Annotated in this window: 15 protein-coding genes and 1 riboswitch; of the genes, 5 read left to right on the top strand and 10 right to left on the bottom strand. The window is 61.3% G+C overall.

Features of this window, described 5'->3' with window-relative positions:
* Nucleotides 1-26: 26 nt before the first annotated feature.
* From rpsH to yqeB, 5 genes are all read right to left on the bottom strand, one after another.
* Complete coding sequence (rpsH, locus tag I2E45_RS06835; protein ID WP_006235262.1) at nt 27-425, bottom strand: 30S ribosomal protein S8; 399 nt, start codon at nt 423-425, stop codon at nt 27-29.
* A 119-nt stretch (nt 426-544) separates the two neighbouring features.
* Nucleotides 545-730, bottom strand: coding sequence for a type Z 30S ribosomal protein S14 (locus I2E45_RS06830; RefSeq protein WP_022094280.1), 186 nt, complete (start codon nt 728-730; stop codon nt 545-547).
* Between the two features lie 79 nt (nt 731-809).
* Nucleotides 810-1,367 carry a 50S ribosomal protein L5 gene (rplE, locus tag I2E45_RS06825; RefSeq protein ID WP_006235260.1) on the bottom strand — a complete coding sequence of 186 codons (558 nt, stop codon included), beginning with the start codon at nt 1,365-1,367 and terminating at the stop codon, nt 810-812.
* Nucleotides 1,368-1,678: 311 nt separating this feature from the next.
* Entirely contained in the window at nt 1,679-2,722 is a 1,044-nt protein-coding gene (locus I2E45_RS06820) for an XdhC family protein (protein WP_195445201.1), read from the bottom strand.
* A 9-nt stretch (nt 2,723-2,731) separates the two neighbouring features.
* The gene (gene yqeB / locus I2E45_RS06815) at nt 2,732-3,526 is read right to left on the bottom strand and encodes a selenium-dependent molybdenum cofactor biosynthesis protein YqeB (protein ID WP_195445199.1); all 795 of its coding nucleotides are present in this window, start codon (nt 3,524-3,526) and stop codon (nt 2,732-2,734) included.
* Between the two features lie 102 nt (nt 3,527-3,628).
* On the opposite strand from yqeB, the gene yqeC reads away from it, so the two are divergent.
* On the top strand, nt 3,629-4,363 hold the full coding sequence (gene yqeC / locus I2E45_RS06810; protein ID WP_195445197.1) for a selenium cofactor biosynthesis protein YqeC: 735 nt from the start codon (nt 3,629-3,631) through the stop codon (nt 4,361-4,363).
* Nucleotides 4,364-4,472: 109 nt separating this feature from the next.
* Here the strand turns inward: yqeC and hydA are convergent, their stop codons facing one another.
* From hydA to dpaL, 5 genes are all read right to left on the bottom strand, one after another.
* Nucleotides 4,473-5,840, bottom strand: a complete 1,368-nt coding sequence (gene hydA, locus I2E45_RS06805) for a dihydropyrimidinase (RefSeq protein WP_195445195.1) — start codon at nt 5,838-5,840, stop codon at nt 4,473-4,475.
* An 8-nt stretch (nt 5,841-5,848) separates the two neighbouring features.
* Nucleotides 5,849-6,463: a nucleotidyltransferase family protein gene (locus I2E45_RS06800; protein WP_195445193.1), complete on the bottom strand. Its 615-nt coding sequence runs from the start codon at nt 6,461-6,463 to the stop codon at nt 5,849-5,851.
* A 150-nt stretch (nt 6,464-6,613) separates the two neighbouring features.
* Nucleotides 6,614-7,816 carry a knotted carbamoyltransferase YgeW gene (ygeW, locus tag I2E45_RS06795; protein ID WP_055287465.1) on the bottom strand — a complete coding sequence of 401 codons (1,203 nt, stop codon included), beginning with the start codon at nt 7,814-7,816 and terminating at the stop codon, nt 6,614-6,616.
* Between the two features lie 201 nt (nt 7,817-8,017).
* Nucleotides 8,018-9,403 (bottom strand): YgeY family selenium metabolism-linked hydrolase, encoded by a 1,386-nt coding sequence (locus I2E45_RS06790; RefSeq protein ID WP_055252228.1) that lies wholly within the window; start codon nt 9,401-9,403, stop codon nt 8,018-8,020.
* Nucleotides 9,404-9,477: 74 nt separating this feature from the next.
* Nucleotides 9,478-10,692 carry a diaminopropionate ammonia-lyase gene (gene dpaL / locus I2E45_RS06785; protein WP_118065760.1) on the bottom strand — a complete coding sequence of 405 codons (1,215 nt, stop codon included), beginning with the start codon at nt 10,690-10,692 and terminating at the stop codon, nt 9,478-9,480.
* 277 nt (nt 10,693-10,969) lie between these two features.
* On the opposite strand from dpaL, the gene I2E45_RS06780 reads away from it, so the two are divergent.
* From I2E45_RS06780 to I2E45_RS06765, 4 genes are all read left to right on the top strand, one after another.
* The gene (locus tag I2E45_RS06780) at nt 10,970-11,623 is read left to right on the top strand and encodes a helix-turn-helix transcriptional regulator (RefSeq protein ID WP_089573552.1); all 654 of its coding nucleotides are present in this window, start codon (nt 10,970-10,972) and stop codon (nt 11,621-11,623) included.
* Nucleotides 11,624-11,746: 123 nt separating this feature from the next.
* Nucleotides 11,747-12,736, top strand: a complete 990-nt coding sequence (locus I2E45_RS10505) for a hypothetical protein (protein WP_195445191.1) — start codon at nt 11,747-11,749, stop codon at nt 12,734-12,736.
* Nucleotides 12,737-13,017: 281 nt separating this feature from the next.
* Nucleotides 13,018-13,108, top strand: a riboswitch (SAM riboswitch).
* 8 nt (nt 13,109-13,116) lie between these two features.
* Nucleotides 13,117-13,557, top strand: a complete 441-nt coding sequence (locus I2E45_RS06770; RefSeq protein ID WP_195445189.1) for a hypothetical protein — start codon at nt 13,117-13,119, stop codon at nt 13,555-13,557.
* Between the two features lie 307 nt (nt 13,558-13,864).
* Complete coding sequence (locus I2E45_RS06765; RefSeq protein ID WP_195445188.1) at nt 13,865-15,679, top strand: hypothetical protein; 1,815 nt, start codon at nt 13,865-13,867, stop codon at nt 15,677-15,679.
* Nucleotides 15,680-15,741: the final 62 nt, after the last annotated feature.

Raw genomic sequence — 15,741 nt, 5'->3', positions numbered from 1 at the left:
TCCTTTCCTTCTACCTACCGAGCGAATTACCAGACGTAAGCGATGATCTCGCCGCCGACGTTGTGCTTGCGAGCATCGCGGTCGGTCATGACGCCATGGCTGGTGGAAATAATGGCGGTACCAAGGCCACCGCGGACGCGGGGCATGTCGGCAACGCCGGTGTACTTACGCAGGCCCGGCTTGGAAATGCGGCGGATGCCGTTGATGACCTTAGCCTTCTTGGGACCATACTTAAGCGTGATGTGCAGAGTCTTCTGGGGAACGGTGTCCTCGACATCGTAGCCCTCGATGTAGCCCTCCTCGTGCAGAACACGAGCGATCTCGACGAGCTTCTTGCTGCTCGGCATGGAGACCGTGGCCTTGTTCACAGAGTTAGCGTTACGGATGCGCGTAAGCATATCTGCGATCGGGTCTGTAAGGTTCATACAGATTCTCCTTCGTTCTTGATGAACACGTGCTCTTGGTTCTTCGCCGCCCTTAACGGCAAAGCCTTTTTAGCGCGTTTTCCCTGTTCCAAACTGATGCTTGAAACGCTGGTAGTGACTTACCAGCTGGCCTTCTTAACGCCGGGAAGCTCGCCCTTGAGTGCAAGCTCGCGGAAGCAGACACGGCACAGGCCGAACTTGCGGTACACAGAGTGCGGACGGCCGCAGCGCTGGCAGCGCGTGTACTCACGAGTAGAGAACTTCTGCTTGCGATTGCACTTGACGATCATCGATGTCTTAGCCACTTATATCCTCCTCACATAGAGTATTGTTCGCCCCAAGCGCCGCCCCCTTGTGGGAACGGCGCTTATAGGGCAGGTGAACCTATTTCTTGAACGGGAAACCGAAGGCGTCCAGAAGGGCCTTGGCCTCCTCATCGGTGTTGGCGGTGGTCACGAAAGTGATGTCCATACCACGCTGGTGATCGACGGAGTCGAAGTCGATCTCGGGGAAGATGAGCTGCTCGGTGACGCCCATGGAGAAGTTACCACGGCCGTCGAAGCTCTTGGCGGAGATGCCGCGGAAGTCGCGGATACGGGGGATCGCGACGGAGGTCAGACGATCGAAGAACTCCCACATACGGTCGCCACGCAGGGTAACCTTGCAGCCGATCGGCATACCGGCGCGCAGGCGGAAGGTAGCGATGGACTTGCGGGCACGGGTGATCATCGGCTGCTGGCCGGTGATGGCGCGCAGGTCGCGCACGGCACCGTCGATGGCCTTGGAATCGGTAGCGGCCTCGCCGACACCCATGTTCACGACGATCTTCTCAAACTTGGGGATCATCATGACGTTCTCGTACTGGAACTTGTCCTGAAGCTGCTGCTTGACCTCGTTGTTGTACTTGGTCTTCAGACGCGGCACATACTTCTCTTCTGCCATTGTTCACTCCTTCTTGGGGTTTTAAGCACGGGGCGTGGCCACGATGGGTTGTCCTCGTGCCTCCTGGCTGCATCCGCGCCGCTCATGGCATTTTGCGGTTTGGACTCGACGCAGCAGGAGCCGACAAAACAATCGGTACTATACGCGCATCGGGAGCGTATTTCCAGAAAAACCTCGTCTGCCTGCACAACTCCACAACTCCCCCGCACAAATGGGTCCCAAAAAGCTGTTGCGGTGAAATAGGGACTGTTGGGCGGCCTAACAGGCTTAAACAATCCGTATTTCACCGCAACTTATTGGTGGGGATCCGATTAGCGCTTGCGGGGGACGAGTTTGGTGCGGCGCAGGTGGATCATCTCGGCGGCGATGGAGATGGCGATCTCCTCGGGGTCCTCGGCCTCGATGGCAACGCCGATCGGAAGGTGCAGCTCGTCGATCTGGTCCTGCGTAAAGCCTTCCTGCTCCAGGCGGGCGCGCACAAAGGCCGTCTTGCGGCGCGAACCCAGACAGCCCAGGTAGGCAGGCTTGGCACGCATGGCCTGAATCACCACGTCGATATCGGACTTGTGACCCGCCGTGGCGACGACCACCAGGTCGCGCGGGCCGATGGGGCACTGCTTGCTCAGGTTCTTGTAGTCGACCAGACGACGGTCGTAGACACTGGGCACCCATTCGGGCGTCAGCGTGCCGGGGCGGTCGTCGCACGCCACGACGGCAAAGCCCGCCGCCGTGAGCACCCGCGCCGTCGCGGCGCCCACGTGGCCGCAGCCAAAGATGTAGGTCAGGCCCTCGGGGCAGAGCGTCTCGATGTGCGCCGCGGGAATCTCAGAGGCCGCGTTGGTGTAGGTGACCTTACTCCCCTCCTCCACCAGCGAAAGCCCGGGGCAGCCGGCAATGGTATGGCGCGATGCCTCGCCATGGTACTCGGCCACATCGCCCTCGAGCGCGCTCGCGATAAACGGCTCAAAGTCGATGACGAAGTCGCCGATACGTCGATACGTCAAGACGTCGGCAATTTCCTGGAACAACGGTGCCTGGATCGCATCCAGATGCAGATAGCACAGGCAGATGGCTCCGCCGCAGATCATACCGGTATCGGAGTTCTCGCCGCCCATGGTGTAGCGGACCAGACGCGACTGTCCCGCGCTCAGGAGCTCTCGCGCCTCGTCCAGCGCAAAAAGCTCGATCTTGCCGCCGCCGATGGTGCCCGCCTGGCTACCGTCGGCAAAGACGGCCATCCAGGCGCCCACGCCGCGCGGCGACGACCCCGCCGTGCCGGCCACGACCACGAGCTCGCACGTCTCGCCAGCACGCAGGGCGACAAGCGCCGCATTCACAACATCGAGCTTTTCCATTGCCGCCTTCTATCCTCTAAAGATATCGGTGAGCATAGCGAGTGCCTCGAGCACGCCGCCGCCGACCGACGTCGCCTTGTCCGAAATGTAGTTGATATAGCTGGCATCGCCGCGCGGATCGACATCGGCGCATTTAAAGCCCTCAGTCACCTGCACGCCGTTCGCCAAAAGCCCGCGCAGACAGCCATCGATCTGCGTGCACATGGGCGAATCGCCCGCGTAGCCAATCACGTCTCCGGCGCTCACGATGTCGCCGATCGCGCGGTCGGACCGAAACACGCCGGCGGCGGGGCTGTGGATAACGCGCTCTCTGCCATAGCCAGCGATAATGCCCGGCACGCCCGTGTTGGGTTGGGGCGAACCCTGGGTAATGACACGGCCCAGGAAATGCCCGCGCATGGTTTCGACCACGGCGTCGCAGTCAACCGGCGCGGTAAAGCCCGGCCCCACGGCGATGACGGCAGGCGCCATGTCGCGCGTGGTACCCAGGTTGCGCTTGGCCAAAATCGCGTCGACCACAGCCGCGGGTTTAAGCTCATCGAGCATCTTGGCCTGAGGGTCCACCACGACGGCAACATCCCCCGCTTGGGTAATCTCGAGCGCCTCTGCCGGCGTCTGCGCCAAGCGAGCGCGAATGCCCTCGACCTGGGCCTCGCCCAGGCGAATAGCCTCGCAAAAACTGATTGTGCGGCGGATGCACGTGGGAACCGCGATATCGGCCATAACGACCGACACGCCGGCGCGCACCAAGCGAGCGGCGACACCCGTGGCGATATCGCCGGCGCCGCGAACATAAACGAGCATTCCCGGGGCACCTCCCTGTGCTACGGTTTGAGCAGAGCAAAAGCGGTTCGACCGCTACTCTGATGATTATTTATTATCACAGTATTATACGGCGGTGAACAGATGGAAACGGTTAGCGGCAATCTTGCCTCGGCGCTCAGGATCGAGCCGGGCATTACCGCGATTATCGGCAGCGGCGGCAAGTCGACGTTGCTCAAAACGCTGGGTCTTGAGCTCATGCGCGCTGGCGGCCGCGTGCTCCTCTGCACCACCACGCATATGCTTCCCGTTGCCGGCGTGCCATGGGACGGGTCGAATCGTCGCCTGGACGCCGCGCCTTGGAAGCCGGGTGCCTCGCATGTCCCCGGTTGCACCTGCGAGGCCTGCGCGGGCCTTGCACGCGGAGGCATCTGCCAGGCAGGCGTCTTGGACCCCCAGACGGGCAAGTTCTCCTCCCCTGCCGAGCCGCTCGACCAGCTGGCGCAGCGCTTTGACTACGTCCTGGCCGAGGCGGACGGCAGCAAGCGGCTCCCGCTCAAGGCGCATGCCCCATGGGAGCCGGTCGTTCCCGCCGGCACGGCCAACGTCATCTGGCTCGTCGGCGCCTCGGGGCTCGGCAAGTCCATCAACGAAGCCGTCCACCGCCCCGAGCTCTTTTGCGAGCGTTGCGGCTGCGAGCTCACCGACATCGCCACGCCCGAGCGCGTCGCCCAGGTGCTCAATGCCGAGATGCAGATGCTGAACCTCAACAATGCCCGCATCATGCTCAACCAAGCCGACACACTTGCCGACTCAACGATAGCCGACCGCTTCCAGGCAGCCCTCGGCCGCCCCGTCGTCGCCACCAGCCTCAAGTAGCCGGCCCCATCTCGTCAGTTGCGGTGAAATACGGACTGTTTGGCCACCTAATGGCCGCAAACAGTCCGTATTTCACCGCAACTGCGGAGGGGGTCCGGCACTCCCCCTGCTAGCGGGGCACGTAGCGGCCGGGCTGGGCTCCGGTGGGCTCGCCGTCGCGTGCCGCCAGCACGCCGTTCACAAACACGGCCTTGGCGCGGCCATGTGCCTCAAAACCCTCGAGCGGCGTGTAGTCCACGGCCTGATGCTGCGTCGCGGCACTAATCGTCCAGCGCGCCTGGGGATCCCACACGCACACGTCGGCATCGGCGCCCTCGGCAAGACATCCCTTGCGTGGATACATGCCAAAGACGCGTGCCGGGTTCTCGCTCATCAAGCGGCACAAATCCTCGGGACCCAGCTGTCCCTCAAAGCTCGTGGCAATCGCGACGGGACGATGCTCCACGCCGGGCCCGCCGTTGGGAATCGCGCGAAAATCGTCGCGCCCGCGGTCCTTTTGCCCGTGCAGGTTAAAGCTGCAGTGGTCGGTCGCGATCGTATCGATCTCGCCGGCCACAAGCGCCTCGCGCAGTGCCGCACGGTCGCCCGCATGGCGCAGCGGCGGGCTCATCACATACTTGGCACCCGCAAAGCCGTCCTCTCCCTGCTCCAAGTAGCACGTATCGTCGAGCATCAGATACTGGGGGCAGGTCTCGACATAGATATTCTTCTGCCCGCGCGCTTTGGCAGCACGGATGGCCTCGAGCCCCAGCTTGGTCGAAAGGTGCACCACGTTGACCGGAGCGTCCCCGGCCAGGTGCGCCAGATACAGCAGGCGGCTCACGGCCTCACCCTCGCACACGTCCGGACGGCTGAGCGCATGCCCCTCGGGCCCATGAATCCCCTGCTCGTACACGCGCTTCTGCAGCTCATTCACCAGCGTACCGTTCTCGCAATGCACGCACAGGATACCGCCCAGGCGCTTGAGTTCCTCCAGCACCTCGAGTGTCTCGGCATCGTTCAAGCGCAGGTGATCGTAGGCAAAGTAGGTCTTAAAGGACGACACGCCTGCCTCGCGCATAGCCACGAGATCGGCGCGGTTGCGCTCGCTCCACTCGGCGAGTGCCATATGAAAAGCGTAGTTGGCCGTGCAGGTTCCGTCGGCGCGGCGATGCCACTCGGCCAAGGCATCGGGCATGGTCACGCCGCGATCGGCCGTCGCGTAGTCCACTATGGTCGTCGTACCACCGCAGGCAGCCGCGCGCGTGCCGGTCTCAAAGCTATCGGCTGTCCAATCCATGCCGGTCCAGCACTGCATGTGCGTGTGGCCGTCGATAAAGCCGGGGAACACCCAACAGCCCACGGCATCCTCGACGGTATCGCCCCCGGCCGGCTCAATCGCCGCGGCAATCCGCACAATCTTGTCGCCCTCCATGGCAAGATCGGCGCGGCGAAGCCCCTGGGGCGTCACGAGCGCGCCGTTTTTGATGATGATCATGTTGCTCCTTATTGATTAATACAGTTGGCCACGCGATCAAAATACGAGCAGGCGGCAATATGCTCCGTTATGCGTCGCTGTCCCTTGACGGTATCGACGTCCCACAGCTCGTAGGCACGCGCCTCGACCAGCACCACGTCGGTGCGACCTTTGAGAATCGAGCCCCCGCCGTCCTTGCCCTCAAGACACATAAGTACATCGAACAGTTCCGCCGGAAAGAGCACCGGGCTCGAAGGCTCACCGTTGCACACAAGACGCACCGGATGCTTGCGGCCACGCTCATCAAACGCGCGAACCATGGCCTCAAAAGAATCCGAACTCACGAGCGGCTGGTCGCCCGGCAAAAAGAGGCAACCTTTCCAGTTGCGTTCGACTCCCCATGAAAGGCCCGCACGGACGCTTTCGCTGCGCAGCCCGCCATCGTGCAGCACGCACGGGCAATGCTTGTCCTCGCAAATCTGGGCGACCTCGGGCCAACGCGTCGAAACCACGACGTCAAAGCCCCGGGGAACCGAATCGATGGTCCGGGCAATCAGCGGCTCGCCATAGATATCGGCAAGCATCTTGTTAGAGCCAAACCGCTTGCCCTCGCCCGAAGCCATAATGACGCATCCAAGTTTCATGGTGATACCTCCCCTGAAACCATCGTACCCATAACTCGCGCCGCGGGCATCCACATCGAGAGCGCTTATCCCGCACGCCCGCGATGCAAAAAAGGGGCACCCCGCCGGTTGGCAGAGCGCCCCCTTTACATGGCTTACCTCAACCCGGCTTTAGGCCTGGAGCCAACGGGCGGTGTTGCGCTCGTCGAGGGCCTTGAGGGTAGCGGCGGGATCGGCAACCTTCTGCAGGAACATCATGGCAGCGATGGCGTACGGCTTGTAGCTAGCCTCCTTGTACATGCCCACGCGGTGCATATCGAAGACGTCGGCGTTAACCTCGCCGTGCTCGCAGGAGACACCGGAGATGTCGGCGGGCAGCGGGTGCATAAAGATGGTGTCCTGGCCGTTGGCGGTCTTCTCCATGAGCTCGGTCGTGGAGCACCAGTCCTGATGGGTAGCGTTCTGGGCGAGCAGCTCCTTCTCGAGCGCTGCGATGCCGGCGTCGTCGCCCTCGGCGTACAGGTTGGTACGCTTCTCCATGGCGGCAAACGGAGCCCAGCTCTTGGGGATCACGATGTCGGCGCCCTCGAAGGCCTCGGCCATGGTGTTGACCTGCTTAAAGGTGGTGCCGGACTCGGCGGCGTAGCCCTTAGCGCGCTCGACGACCTCGGGCATGAGGTCGTAGCCCTCGGGGTGAGCCAGGGTGACGTCCATACCAAAGCGGGGCAGCAGGCTGATCAGCGACTGCGGGCAGGACAGCGGCTTGCCGTAAGAGGGCGAATAGGCCCAGGTGACGGCAACCTTCTTGCCCTTGAGGTTCTCGAGGCCGCCAAACTCGTTGATGAGGTAGAGCATGTCGGCAGAGGACTGCGTGGGATGATCGGAGTCGGACTGCAGGGAGATGAGCGTGGGACGGTGATCCAGAACGCCGTCCTCGTAGGCCTGCTGGACAGACTCAGAGACCTCGGCCATGTAGGCGTCGCCCTTGCCGATGTACATGTCGTCGCGGATGCCGATGACGTCGGCCATAAAGGAGATCATGGTAGCGGTCTCGCGGACGGTCTCGCCGTGAGCGATCTGGGACTTCTTCTCGTCCAGGTCCTGCAGCTCAAGACCGAGCAGGTTGGCAGCCTTAGAGAAGGAGAAGCGCGTACGGGTGGAGTTGTCGCGGAACAGGGAGACAGCCAGGCCCGAGTCGAAGATCTTGGACGAGACGTTGTTCTCGCGCAGCTCGCGCAGGGCGTCGGCGACGATGTAGAGAGCCTTGAGCTCATCGGTGGTCTTGTCCCAAGTGTGCAGGAAATCGCTGCCGTACATACCCTTAAAATCGAGGCCGTTCAGCTGCTCGACGAGCTCGGTAAACTTAGCGTCCATGGAAATGTCCTTTCTAAAGATGAAACGATCGCAATGAGTAGATGTGCTCCGGCATGCGCGTGTGGCTAGAACATGCAGAGCACCATGACGAGGACCCGCCACCGTTGAGGAAGCATGGGAGATAACGACCGCGGGCCCCAAGTCAACAGGGGGTGCCGGGGACACGAGCGGCCCCCGGCTCAACAAAATCGAGGAATGGGACTAATCGATCTTGTTGTTGGTCAGACCGGCGCGGAACACGGTGGCATCGCCATCGGCCTGGCTCGGATCGTAGAGGTTCAGGGCAGCCACGTACATGGCGGCAGCGGTGACCAGGTCGTCCTTGTAGGTGACCTCGTTGGGAGCGTGAGCCTGAGACTCGGCACCCGGGCCAAAGCCCACGCAGGGGATGCCGTAGCGGCCCTGGATGGAAACGCAGTTCGTGGAGAAGGTCCACTTGTCGCACAGCGGGCGACCGGTGCGCTTGTCCATGCTGGGCTCGCAGCCGATGCGCTCGTCACCAAACATGGCCTTGTGGGCGTCGACGAGGGCCTTGACGTGCGGAGCGGTCTCCTTGTTGATCCACGTGGGGAAGTATGCCTCGGTCTCGTAGACCTCGCCGGTCCAGGACGGACGGTCGTACATGTACATGGAGACCTTCACGTCGTCGCCGTACTTCTTGGCGGCCGGCAGGTTGCGGATCTCGTCCAGGCAGGACTCCCAGGTCTCACCGGCGGTCATGCGACGGTCGATGGAGATGGCGCAGGAGTCAGCCACGGCGCAGCGGCTGGGGCTGGTGTAGAAGATCTGGCTGACGGTGCAGGTGCCGCGACCCAGGAAGCGGGCGTCCTCGAAGTGCTCGGGGTTGTACTTGGGGTCGAGCATCTTGACGAGACCCTTGATGTCGGTCGACTCGTCGCAGCCGTTGTTGTTGAGGGCGCGGACGTCGGCGATGATGTCGGCCATCTTGTAGATGGCGTTGTCGCCGCGGTCGGGAGCGGAACCGTGGCAGGAGGTGCCGTGAACGTCGACACGGATCTCCATGCGGCCGCGGTGACCGCGATAGATGCCGCCGTCGGTGGGCTCGGTGGAAATGACGAACTCGGGCTTAATGCCGTCCTTGTTGTAGATGTACTGCCAGCACATGCCGTCGCAGTCCTCTTCCTGGACGGTGCCGACGACCATGATCTTGTAGCCCTCGGGGATGAGGCCCATGTCCTTCATCATCTTGGCAGCGTAGGTAGCAGAAGCCATGCCGCCCTCCTGGTCGGAGCCGCCGCGGCCGTAGATGATCTCGTCGGTCTCGTAGCCCTCATAGGGATCGGCATCCCAGTTCTCGATGTTGCCGATGCCGACGGTGTCGATGTGGGAGTCGATGGCGATGATCTTGTCGCCCTCGCCCATAAAGCCCATGACGTTGCCCAGGCCGTCGACCTTGACCTCGTCATAGCCAAGGCTCTCCATCTCGGCCTTAATGCAAGCGACAACCTCGCCCTCCTCACAAGACTCAGAGGGGTGAGAGATCATAGCGCGCAGGAAGCGAGTCATATCAGCACGATGGGACTCAGCAGCAGCCTTGATAGCGTCGAAATCGAGTTCTTTAGCCATTGTTCATAACCTTTCAAACGAAGGAATCTACCTGTGAGGTGGCGGAGCGATACCTATTTACTCCGCCCCAACGATTAGCAAGTGGGATATTCGCCTTCCCAAACAATACGGCGATACTGGTCGGGATCCGTATCGCCCTCGGTGGAGAAGCAGAGCACGGAGCTCGTCTTGTCCAGGCCGATGAGCTCCTTGAGCTCGGCGTACTCGGGATCGAGCATGATGGTCTCGACCAGGCCGGTGGTCACTGCGCCGGACTCGCCGGAGATGACGCGCGGGTCGCCCTTCTCGGGGGCGCCCAGGGTACGCATGCCGCGAGCGGTGACCCAGTCGGGGCAAGACACGAAGGCGGTGGTGTGGTTGCGCAGGATATCCCAGCCCAGGATGTTGGGCTCGCCGCAGCACAGGCCGGCCATGATGGAAGGCATGTCGCCGTCCACGATACGCGGATCGCCATCGCCGGCGGCAGCACCCTTGTACAGGCAGGCGGCAGGCGCGCACTCGACCACAACAAAGGTCGGCGGGTTATCGGGATACAGGTTGGTGAAGTAGCCCACCACGGCGCCGGCCAGCGAGCCCACGCCAGCCTGGACAAAGACGTGCGTCGGGCGGTTGATGGCCATCTCGCGCAGCTGCTCGGCAGCCTCGGAAGCCATGGTGCCGTAGCCCTCCATGATCCAAGACGGGATCTTCTCGTAGCCCTCCCAGGCGGTGTCCTGAACGATAACGCCGCGCTCGCAGGCGTCGGCCTCGGCGGCCGCCATGCGCACGCACTCGTCGTAGTTGACCTCTTCGATGGTCACCGTGGCGCCCTCGGCGGCGATGTTATCGAAGCGGGGCTTGGTGGAACCCTTGGGCATGTGCACGACAGCCTTCTGGCCCAGCTTGTTGGCAGCCCATGCCACGCCGCGGCCATGGTTGCCGTCGGTGGCGGTAAAGAAGGTAGCCTGGCCAAAGTCCTTGGCAAGCTGATCGGAAGTCAGGTAATCGAAGGTGCACTCGGCAACGTCCTTGCCGGTCTCGTCGGCAATGTAGTTGGCCATGGCAAACGAGCCGCCCAGGACCTTAAAGGCGTTGAGGCCAAAGCGATAGCTCTCGTCCTTAACGCACAGGTTGGACAGGCCCAGGCGCGCAGCCTGACCGTCCAGACGGGCAAGCGGAGTGACGGTATATTGAGGGAACGACTGGTGGAAGGCGCGGGCCTTCTTCACGTGGTCGAGACTCATGATTCCCAAGTGCTTGTCATCGCTCTTGGGCATCGTGTTGCCCGCCCACTGGATCTTATCGGCCATACGGTGAACTCCTTAAGTCCTCTCTTGCCGGCCCCCGCATACGCGTTTCAGCCCATTCCCATTCATGCGACTGAACTTTTATGTGGATGCCAAACAAAAAGTTTGTTAGCACTGTTCTATCACACTTTTTGATTGGCAAACCTAACAAATTGTTTGTTGCCGTAATCGGTACCTTTTCGCCGACGAACGGTCACATAACGCAGTGACACTTTCGCTATTTGCGAACAGTTGTGGTTTATGGCAAAGTGTGCCCAAACTAATTTTTAGGAAGGTACCTATGACCCCCGCACAGATTGAGTTCTATAAGCGCCTTGCACACGGCCTGGCACTCCAATTTGGCCCCAACTGTGAAGTCGTCGTCCACGACCTGGAGACCGAGGACGTGGACCACTCCATCGTAGTGATCGAAAACGGCCACGTCAGCGGGCGCAAACTGGGTGACGGCCCCAGCCATATCGTGTTTGAGTCCATGCACGAGGGCGCCACCGACGTACACGACCGCGAGCCGTACCTCACTAAAACCACCGACGGTAAGCTGCTCAAATCGTCGACGATCTTTATCCGCAACGACGAGGGCAAGCCCGTCGGCATTTTGGGCATCAACTTTGACATTACGCTTATGAAGGCATTTGAGCGCTCGCTCGACGCTTTTACCGGCACCGGCGGCACGGGCTATACCGAGCCCGAGCCCATTACCAAGAACATCGGCGACCTGCTCGAGGACCTGCTGCACGAGTGCGAGCAGTTTGTGGGCAAGCCCGCGGCGCTCATGACCAAAGACGAGCGCATTCGTGCCATTGGCTACCTCGACCGTCGCGGTGCCTTCCTCATTTCCAAGTCGAGTGAGCGCGCCTGCGAGTTCTTTGGCATCTCCAAGTACAGCTTCTATAGCTACCTCAATGAGGCCAAGGCGGCGGCCGGCGACAAGTAGGCACTCGCCTGGATTGCCCCTCCCTTTTTGGGCGCGAGTTCTGGAAAGCACGAATCCGAGACCGAGCCGCTTGGGAAGTTCCATATAATCGATGTCATTAGTATTTCGAAAGGATGGGACAGAATGGCGTTGAGCAAGGCATCATGCACCGGTCGCGGATTGATTCCGGCAATTGGTGGACATGTGCACCGCATGTTCGATGAGGGTGAAGACGACCTGTTTTCGCTGAGCCTTGACGACGTGATGGATGATCGCCCGTGGACCGCCGACGAACTCATGGGCGGCGGCGGGGCTCGCCCGTCAAGCCCCAATCCCGCACTTGCGCCTGAGCCCGTATCTGCGCCGACTCCTGCGCAGTCGCCTGTTTCGACGCCCGCGCCTACGCCCGCACCCACTTCGGCGCCCACGCCCGCTCCCCGCCCCGCAAGCGACCCGTCCGAGACGGCGGCATTTCTCGCAGCAGCGACGCAGGGCAAATCGGCCGACAGCACCGTTATGTACAGCGCCCAGCAGTTGCCTGTTCCTGCGGCACGCAAGCCTCCGGTCGCAAGGCTCGATGAGCCCGTTGCCCATCAGGTTGCCTACGATTCCTGGGCTGCAGCCGATCTGGATGAGACCTCTACCGGCATGCCGGCGCTCGACGTTCCAGTTAATCCGCTTTTTGCCGCCAACACGAGCGCCGCGGACTATGAGGGCGGTGCGGCATATTCCGATTATTCCGATGGCTATGCTGGCACCAGTCGCATCGAGACCGAGGATTATGGCACCGCACCGAGCGATTATCTCAACGATCCGTACGCTGCCACGCGTGCACCGGAATATGACCCGGAGGCCGCGTCCGCACCGGCGTACACCAAAAGCACGGGCGAAGAACGCTTCGCCGATTATTACGCCGAGGAAAAGGCACTGCGTTTCTCGGAATTTCCGCAGGCAGTCAAGATTGCCTTTCTCGCCATTGTCATTGCCCTGTTCGGCGTCATTGCGTTTGAGGGATTCCAGCTGTTCCGCGGCCCCACCCAAGCGGAGTCGGAGACCCAGCAAAAAGAGGACGATAACCAGTACCTGGACATCAACACCCTCAAGGGCGACCCCAACGACGGAGACGATGAGTAGCGGGAGCTGAAGGCGGCCGCAGGATCCCGCATCCAGCGCCGGCTTCTAAGTGCTGTTTTGTCATCCAGCCACACTTTTCCGAAGTTTTAAGGTGCCTATTTCGACACTTTTCCGTACTTTTACACGGCTGATTTCGACACTTTTCCGGATGAAAGCCGAATAATCACTTGGGAAACCAACGCCATCCGCGCGTCATTTCGCGGATGGCGCTTGATTTCTGTCCGTACACGTTGAGTCCGTACACGTTGATAGACTTCCTCTTGCCCGCAAGGAGCGGGCACGTTTTATCCAGAGTCGGGGTAGAGAGTTGGCTCCACGATCCCGACGCCAACCGGCCAAAAGGCACGGTGGCCCTGCCAACATCGATGAAAGGAGTCCGTATGGACAATTTCTCTGTGCGCAGCGAGCGCAACTTCCACAACCTGGCAGCCAAGCCAAAACGAATGCATCTTCTGGACAAGCAGAACGGCTACGCCTCGGCCATGGTCAAGAGCAGCCTCTCCCACCAGATGCGCTTTACCGTGCAGGTGTTCGAGGAAGAGCTCTGCGCCGCCGACGACCCGCACGTACTGCAGATCAAGCTGCTTGGAGACGACTCGCGCGAGCTGTCTAGCTGGAAGCTGTTTGCCGACGGCACGTGCGTCGCAAGCGGTTCGGGTGACTTTGCCCGCGAGTGCTTCTGCGAGGGAGCTGAGGTGTTTCTGGACCTGTGTCGCGACGCCGTCGAGACTGCCGAGCTGTGCCAGTGGAGCGAGAGGGAGTACGAGCTGTTGGGTGCCGCGCGCGGGATTGCGGGGGGTGTAGGAACAGAAGCCTCATGACGGTGGCCTCAGCTGGAATGACGTATCGCTCGATAAATGATCTCAACAACGTAGCCGATGCGCCGCATTTCACCTCAAAGGCATTGAGCGATCAGGAGGCGTCCAGCATTTCTTTGATATCCCCAATTGATTGTTCCGAGAAAGTCTCTTCATGTCCTTATAATCGCCCTTACGAGAAACGTGGACGAGACAGGCGTCCATATGCCGTCTCTAAACTAACGAGCCGTTCGCGGAAAGAACATCTGGCTAGCATGGGCCAAAGATATACTGGTATCGCTGCAACAATTATGGAAGATCGGCACCACCAATGACCTCCTTGAAATTCTCCAGGCGCTTCGCGCTTAGCCTGCTCGCCTCGCTGTCCGCCACCGTAGCGCTTGCTTTGCCCTCAACCGCCCTAGCCGCGTCGGACCCGAACCCGCCCAGCATCTCCAACGTGACGATATCCGCGACGACAGTCACGGCCGGCTCCACGCTGCATGTCGGCTATAGCGTCGATGATCCTGACGGGGTACGGTCCGTCACGCCCATAGTCGAAGTCCTTGTCGAAAACGATACCGGAGACCATGGAATCAGTTCCCGTCTCGCCTTCTCGTCGACCGGCAACACGACCGCGGGCTTCGATATCTCCACCTCCCCGAGCGACCGGCCCTGCAGGTACCGGATCATCGGCCTCGGCGTGACCGATAGTCTTGGATGGGTTACCGATGTCTACGACACGACGTATGCCGAGGAGAAGGGGCTCGACTGTCCGACCTTCACCACCGACCCCCTCGAGTATGAGGTGACCGAGGGACCCGAAGACCAAAACCCGCCGACCGTGTCCTCCGTGTCGCTCTCGAGCAGGGAGGTCGCAACCGGTGCCGACCTCCACATCTCTTGGACCGTCTCCGATGCCGACGGCGTTCGCTCCGTTTCCCCCATACTGCGGCAGGGCTGGGAGAATTCGGACGACGGCTGCTCTGTTTCGTCAGCCTATTATCACGGAGGCTCGTCTATCGACGGGTTTGACCTCACATTCGACAGCAATAGGATCGGAAGGCACAGGCTGATCGGCCTTTCGGTCACCGATGGCCTAGGGTTCGAGACCGATGTGTACGAGAGTTCCTACGCCAGGGCCAACGGCATTTCGGGCGCGACTTTCTCGGTTGGCGACCCGAGCGAGCTGTGCTTCGAGGTGACCGGCAGCGCGATCGACCGGAACCCGCCCACGGTCTCGAACGTTTCCATCTCCGCGAAGAGGGTCCCCGTCGGCGGGATCCTCCGTATCTATTGCAATGTAGGCGACGCGGACGGCGTAAAGTCTGTCTCCCCGATCCTCGGCGACCCCGGCTATGTCGAGGACCCGAACTCTTTAAAGACCCGCAAAACGTTGAGCTGCAGCTACGATGCGGCAAGGGGCTATATCGAAATCGAGTTCCCCACGTCGCTCTCGATGGGCTCGTTTGAAATCCAAGCCCTCGCGGTCCTCGACAAGACGGGCCACGAGACCTTCGTCTACAGCTCCGCCTACGCCGAGCGTAACGGCAAGACCGGCGTTCAGACCTTTGATGTCGACGACGCGGGGGACGTCACCTTCGACGTGACCGCTCCGCTGTATGCCGCCACCAAGGGCGACGGGCAGGCGTATGCAAAGGACGGCGAGGCCGGTCTGACCTTCCGCTTCAGCGGTCCTCTCGATGAGTTCACGCGTCTCCTCGTGGACGGAACTGAGGTCTCCGCCGAGAACTACACCGCAACCAGGGGCAGCACGATTATCGAGCTCAGGCCGTCCTACCTGGACACGCTCGCCGGCGGCGGACACACCGTCACGGCCGTCTGGAAGGACGGGACGGCGACCGATGCGTCCTTCACCGTGGAGGGGAAGGCCCAAGGGGAGCAGGCGGGCGGAAAGACCGACGTAGATTCACCCGGCGACAACAAAAGTGATCCTGCCACTCCTGAAAAGGACGCCGACGAGGCGGCTACAAAAAAGTCGGGACGCACGACAGCCGATGAACCAAAGCTCGCTGCAACCGGCGACTCCACTTGGATGGCCAGCATCGCATTGGCCATGGCGGCCACGGCCTGCTTCACGGCAGCGAGAAGGCTTGAGCCCAAGCAGCATAGGCACGAACAGTAGCTCAAAGCGAACTCAACTGGGAAGGGCAGATGGATAGCCGTCCTTCTCTTATAATCAACCCA

It is taken from the genome of Collinsella aerofaciens (assembly GCF_015555045.1).
Lineage (GTDB): Bacteria > Actinomycetota > Coriobacteriia > Coriobacteriales > Coriobacteriaceae > Collinsella > Collinsella aerofaciens_W.
This window is presented reverse-complemented; position numbering and strand designations above follow the sequence as displayed.

What these genes read in the sequence shown, in the direction of transcription:
- I2E45_RS06770 (WP_195445189.1), top strand. Translation starts at nt 13,117, where the DNA reads ATGGACAATTTCTCTGTGCGCAGCGAGCGCAACTTCCACAACCTGGCA.
- yqeB (WP_195445199.1), bottom strand. Translation starts at nt 3,526, where the DNA reads ATGCTCGTTTATGTTCGCGGCGCCGGCGATATCGCCACGGGTGTCGCC.
- dpaL (WP_118065760.1), bottom strand. Translation starts at nt 10,692, where the DNA reads ATGGCCGATAAGATCCAGTGGGCGGGCAACACGATGCCCAAGAGCGAT.
- yqeC (WP_195445197.1), top strand. Translation starts at nt 3,629, where the DNA reads ATGGAAACGGTTAGCGGCAATCTTGCCTCGGCGCTCAGGATCGAGCCG.
- I2E45_RS10505 (WP_195445191.1), top strand. Translation starts at nt 11,747, where the DNA reads ATGGCGTTGAGCAAGGCATCATGCACCGGTCGCGGATTGATTCCGGCA.
- ygeW (WP_055287465.1), bottom strand. Translation starts at nt 7,816, where the DNA reads ATGGACGCTAAGTTTACCGAGCTCGTCGAGCAGCTGAACGGCCTCGAT.
- I2E45_RS06800 (WP_195445193.1), bottom strand. Translation starts at nt 6,463, where the DNA reads ATGAAACTTGGATGCGTCATTATGGCTTCGGGCGAGGGCAAGCGGTTT.
- I2E45_RS06790 (WP_055252228.1), bottom strand. Translation starts at nt 9,403, where the DNA reads ATGGCTAAAGAACTCGATTTCGACGCTATCAAGGCTGCTGCTGAGTCC.
- rpsH (WP_006235262.1), bottom strand. Translation starts at nt 425, where the DNA reads ATGAACCTTACAGACCCGATCGCAGATATGCTTACGCGCATCCGTAAC.
- rplE (WP_006235260.1), bottom strand. Translation starts at nt 1,367, where the DNA reads ATGGCAGAAGAGAAGTATGTGCCGCGTCTGAAGACCAAGTACAACAAC.
- I2E45_RS06780 (WP_089573552.1), top strand. Translation starts at nt 10,970, where the DNA reads ATGACCCCCGCACAGATTGAGTTCTATAAGCGCCTTGCACACGGCCTG.
- I2E45_RS06765 (WP_195445188.1), top strand. Translation starts at nt 13,865, where the DNA reads ATGACCTCCTTGAAATTCTCCAGGCGCTTCGCGCTTAGCCTGCTCGCC.
- hydA (WP_195445195.1), bottom strand. Translation starts at nt 5,840, where the DNA reads ATGATCATCATCAAAAACGGCGCGCTCGTGACGCCCCAGGGGCTTCGC.
- I2E45_RS06820 (WP_195445201.1), bottom strand. Translation starts at nt 2,722, where the DNA reads ATGGAAAAGCTCGATGTTGTGAATGCGGCGCTTGTCGCCCTGCGTGCT.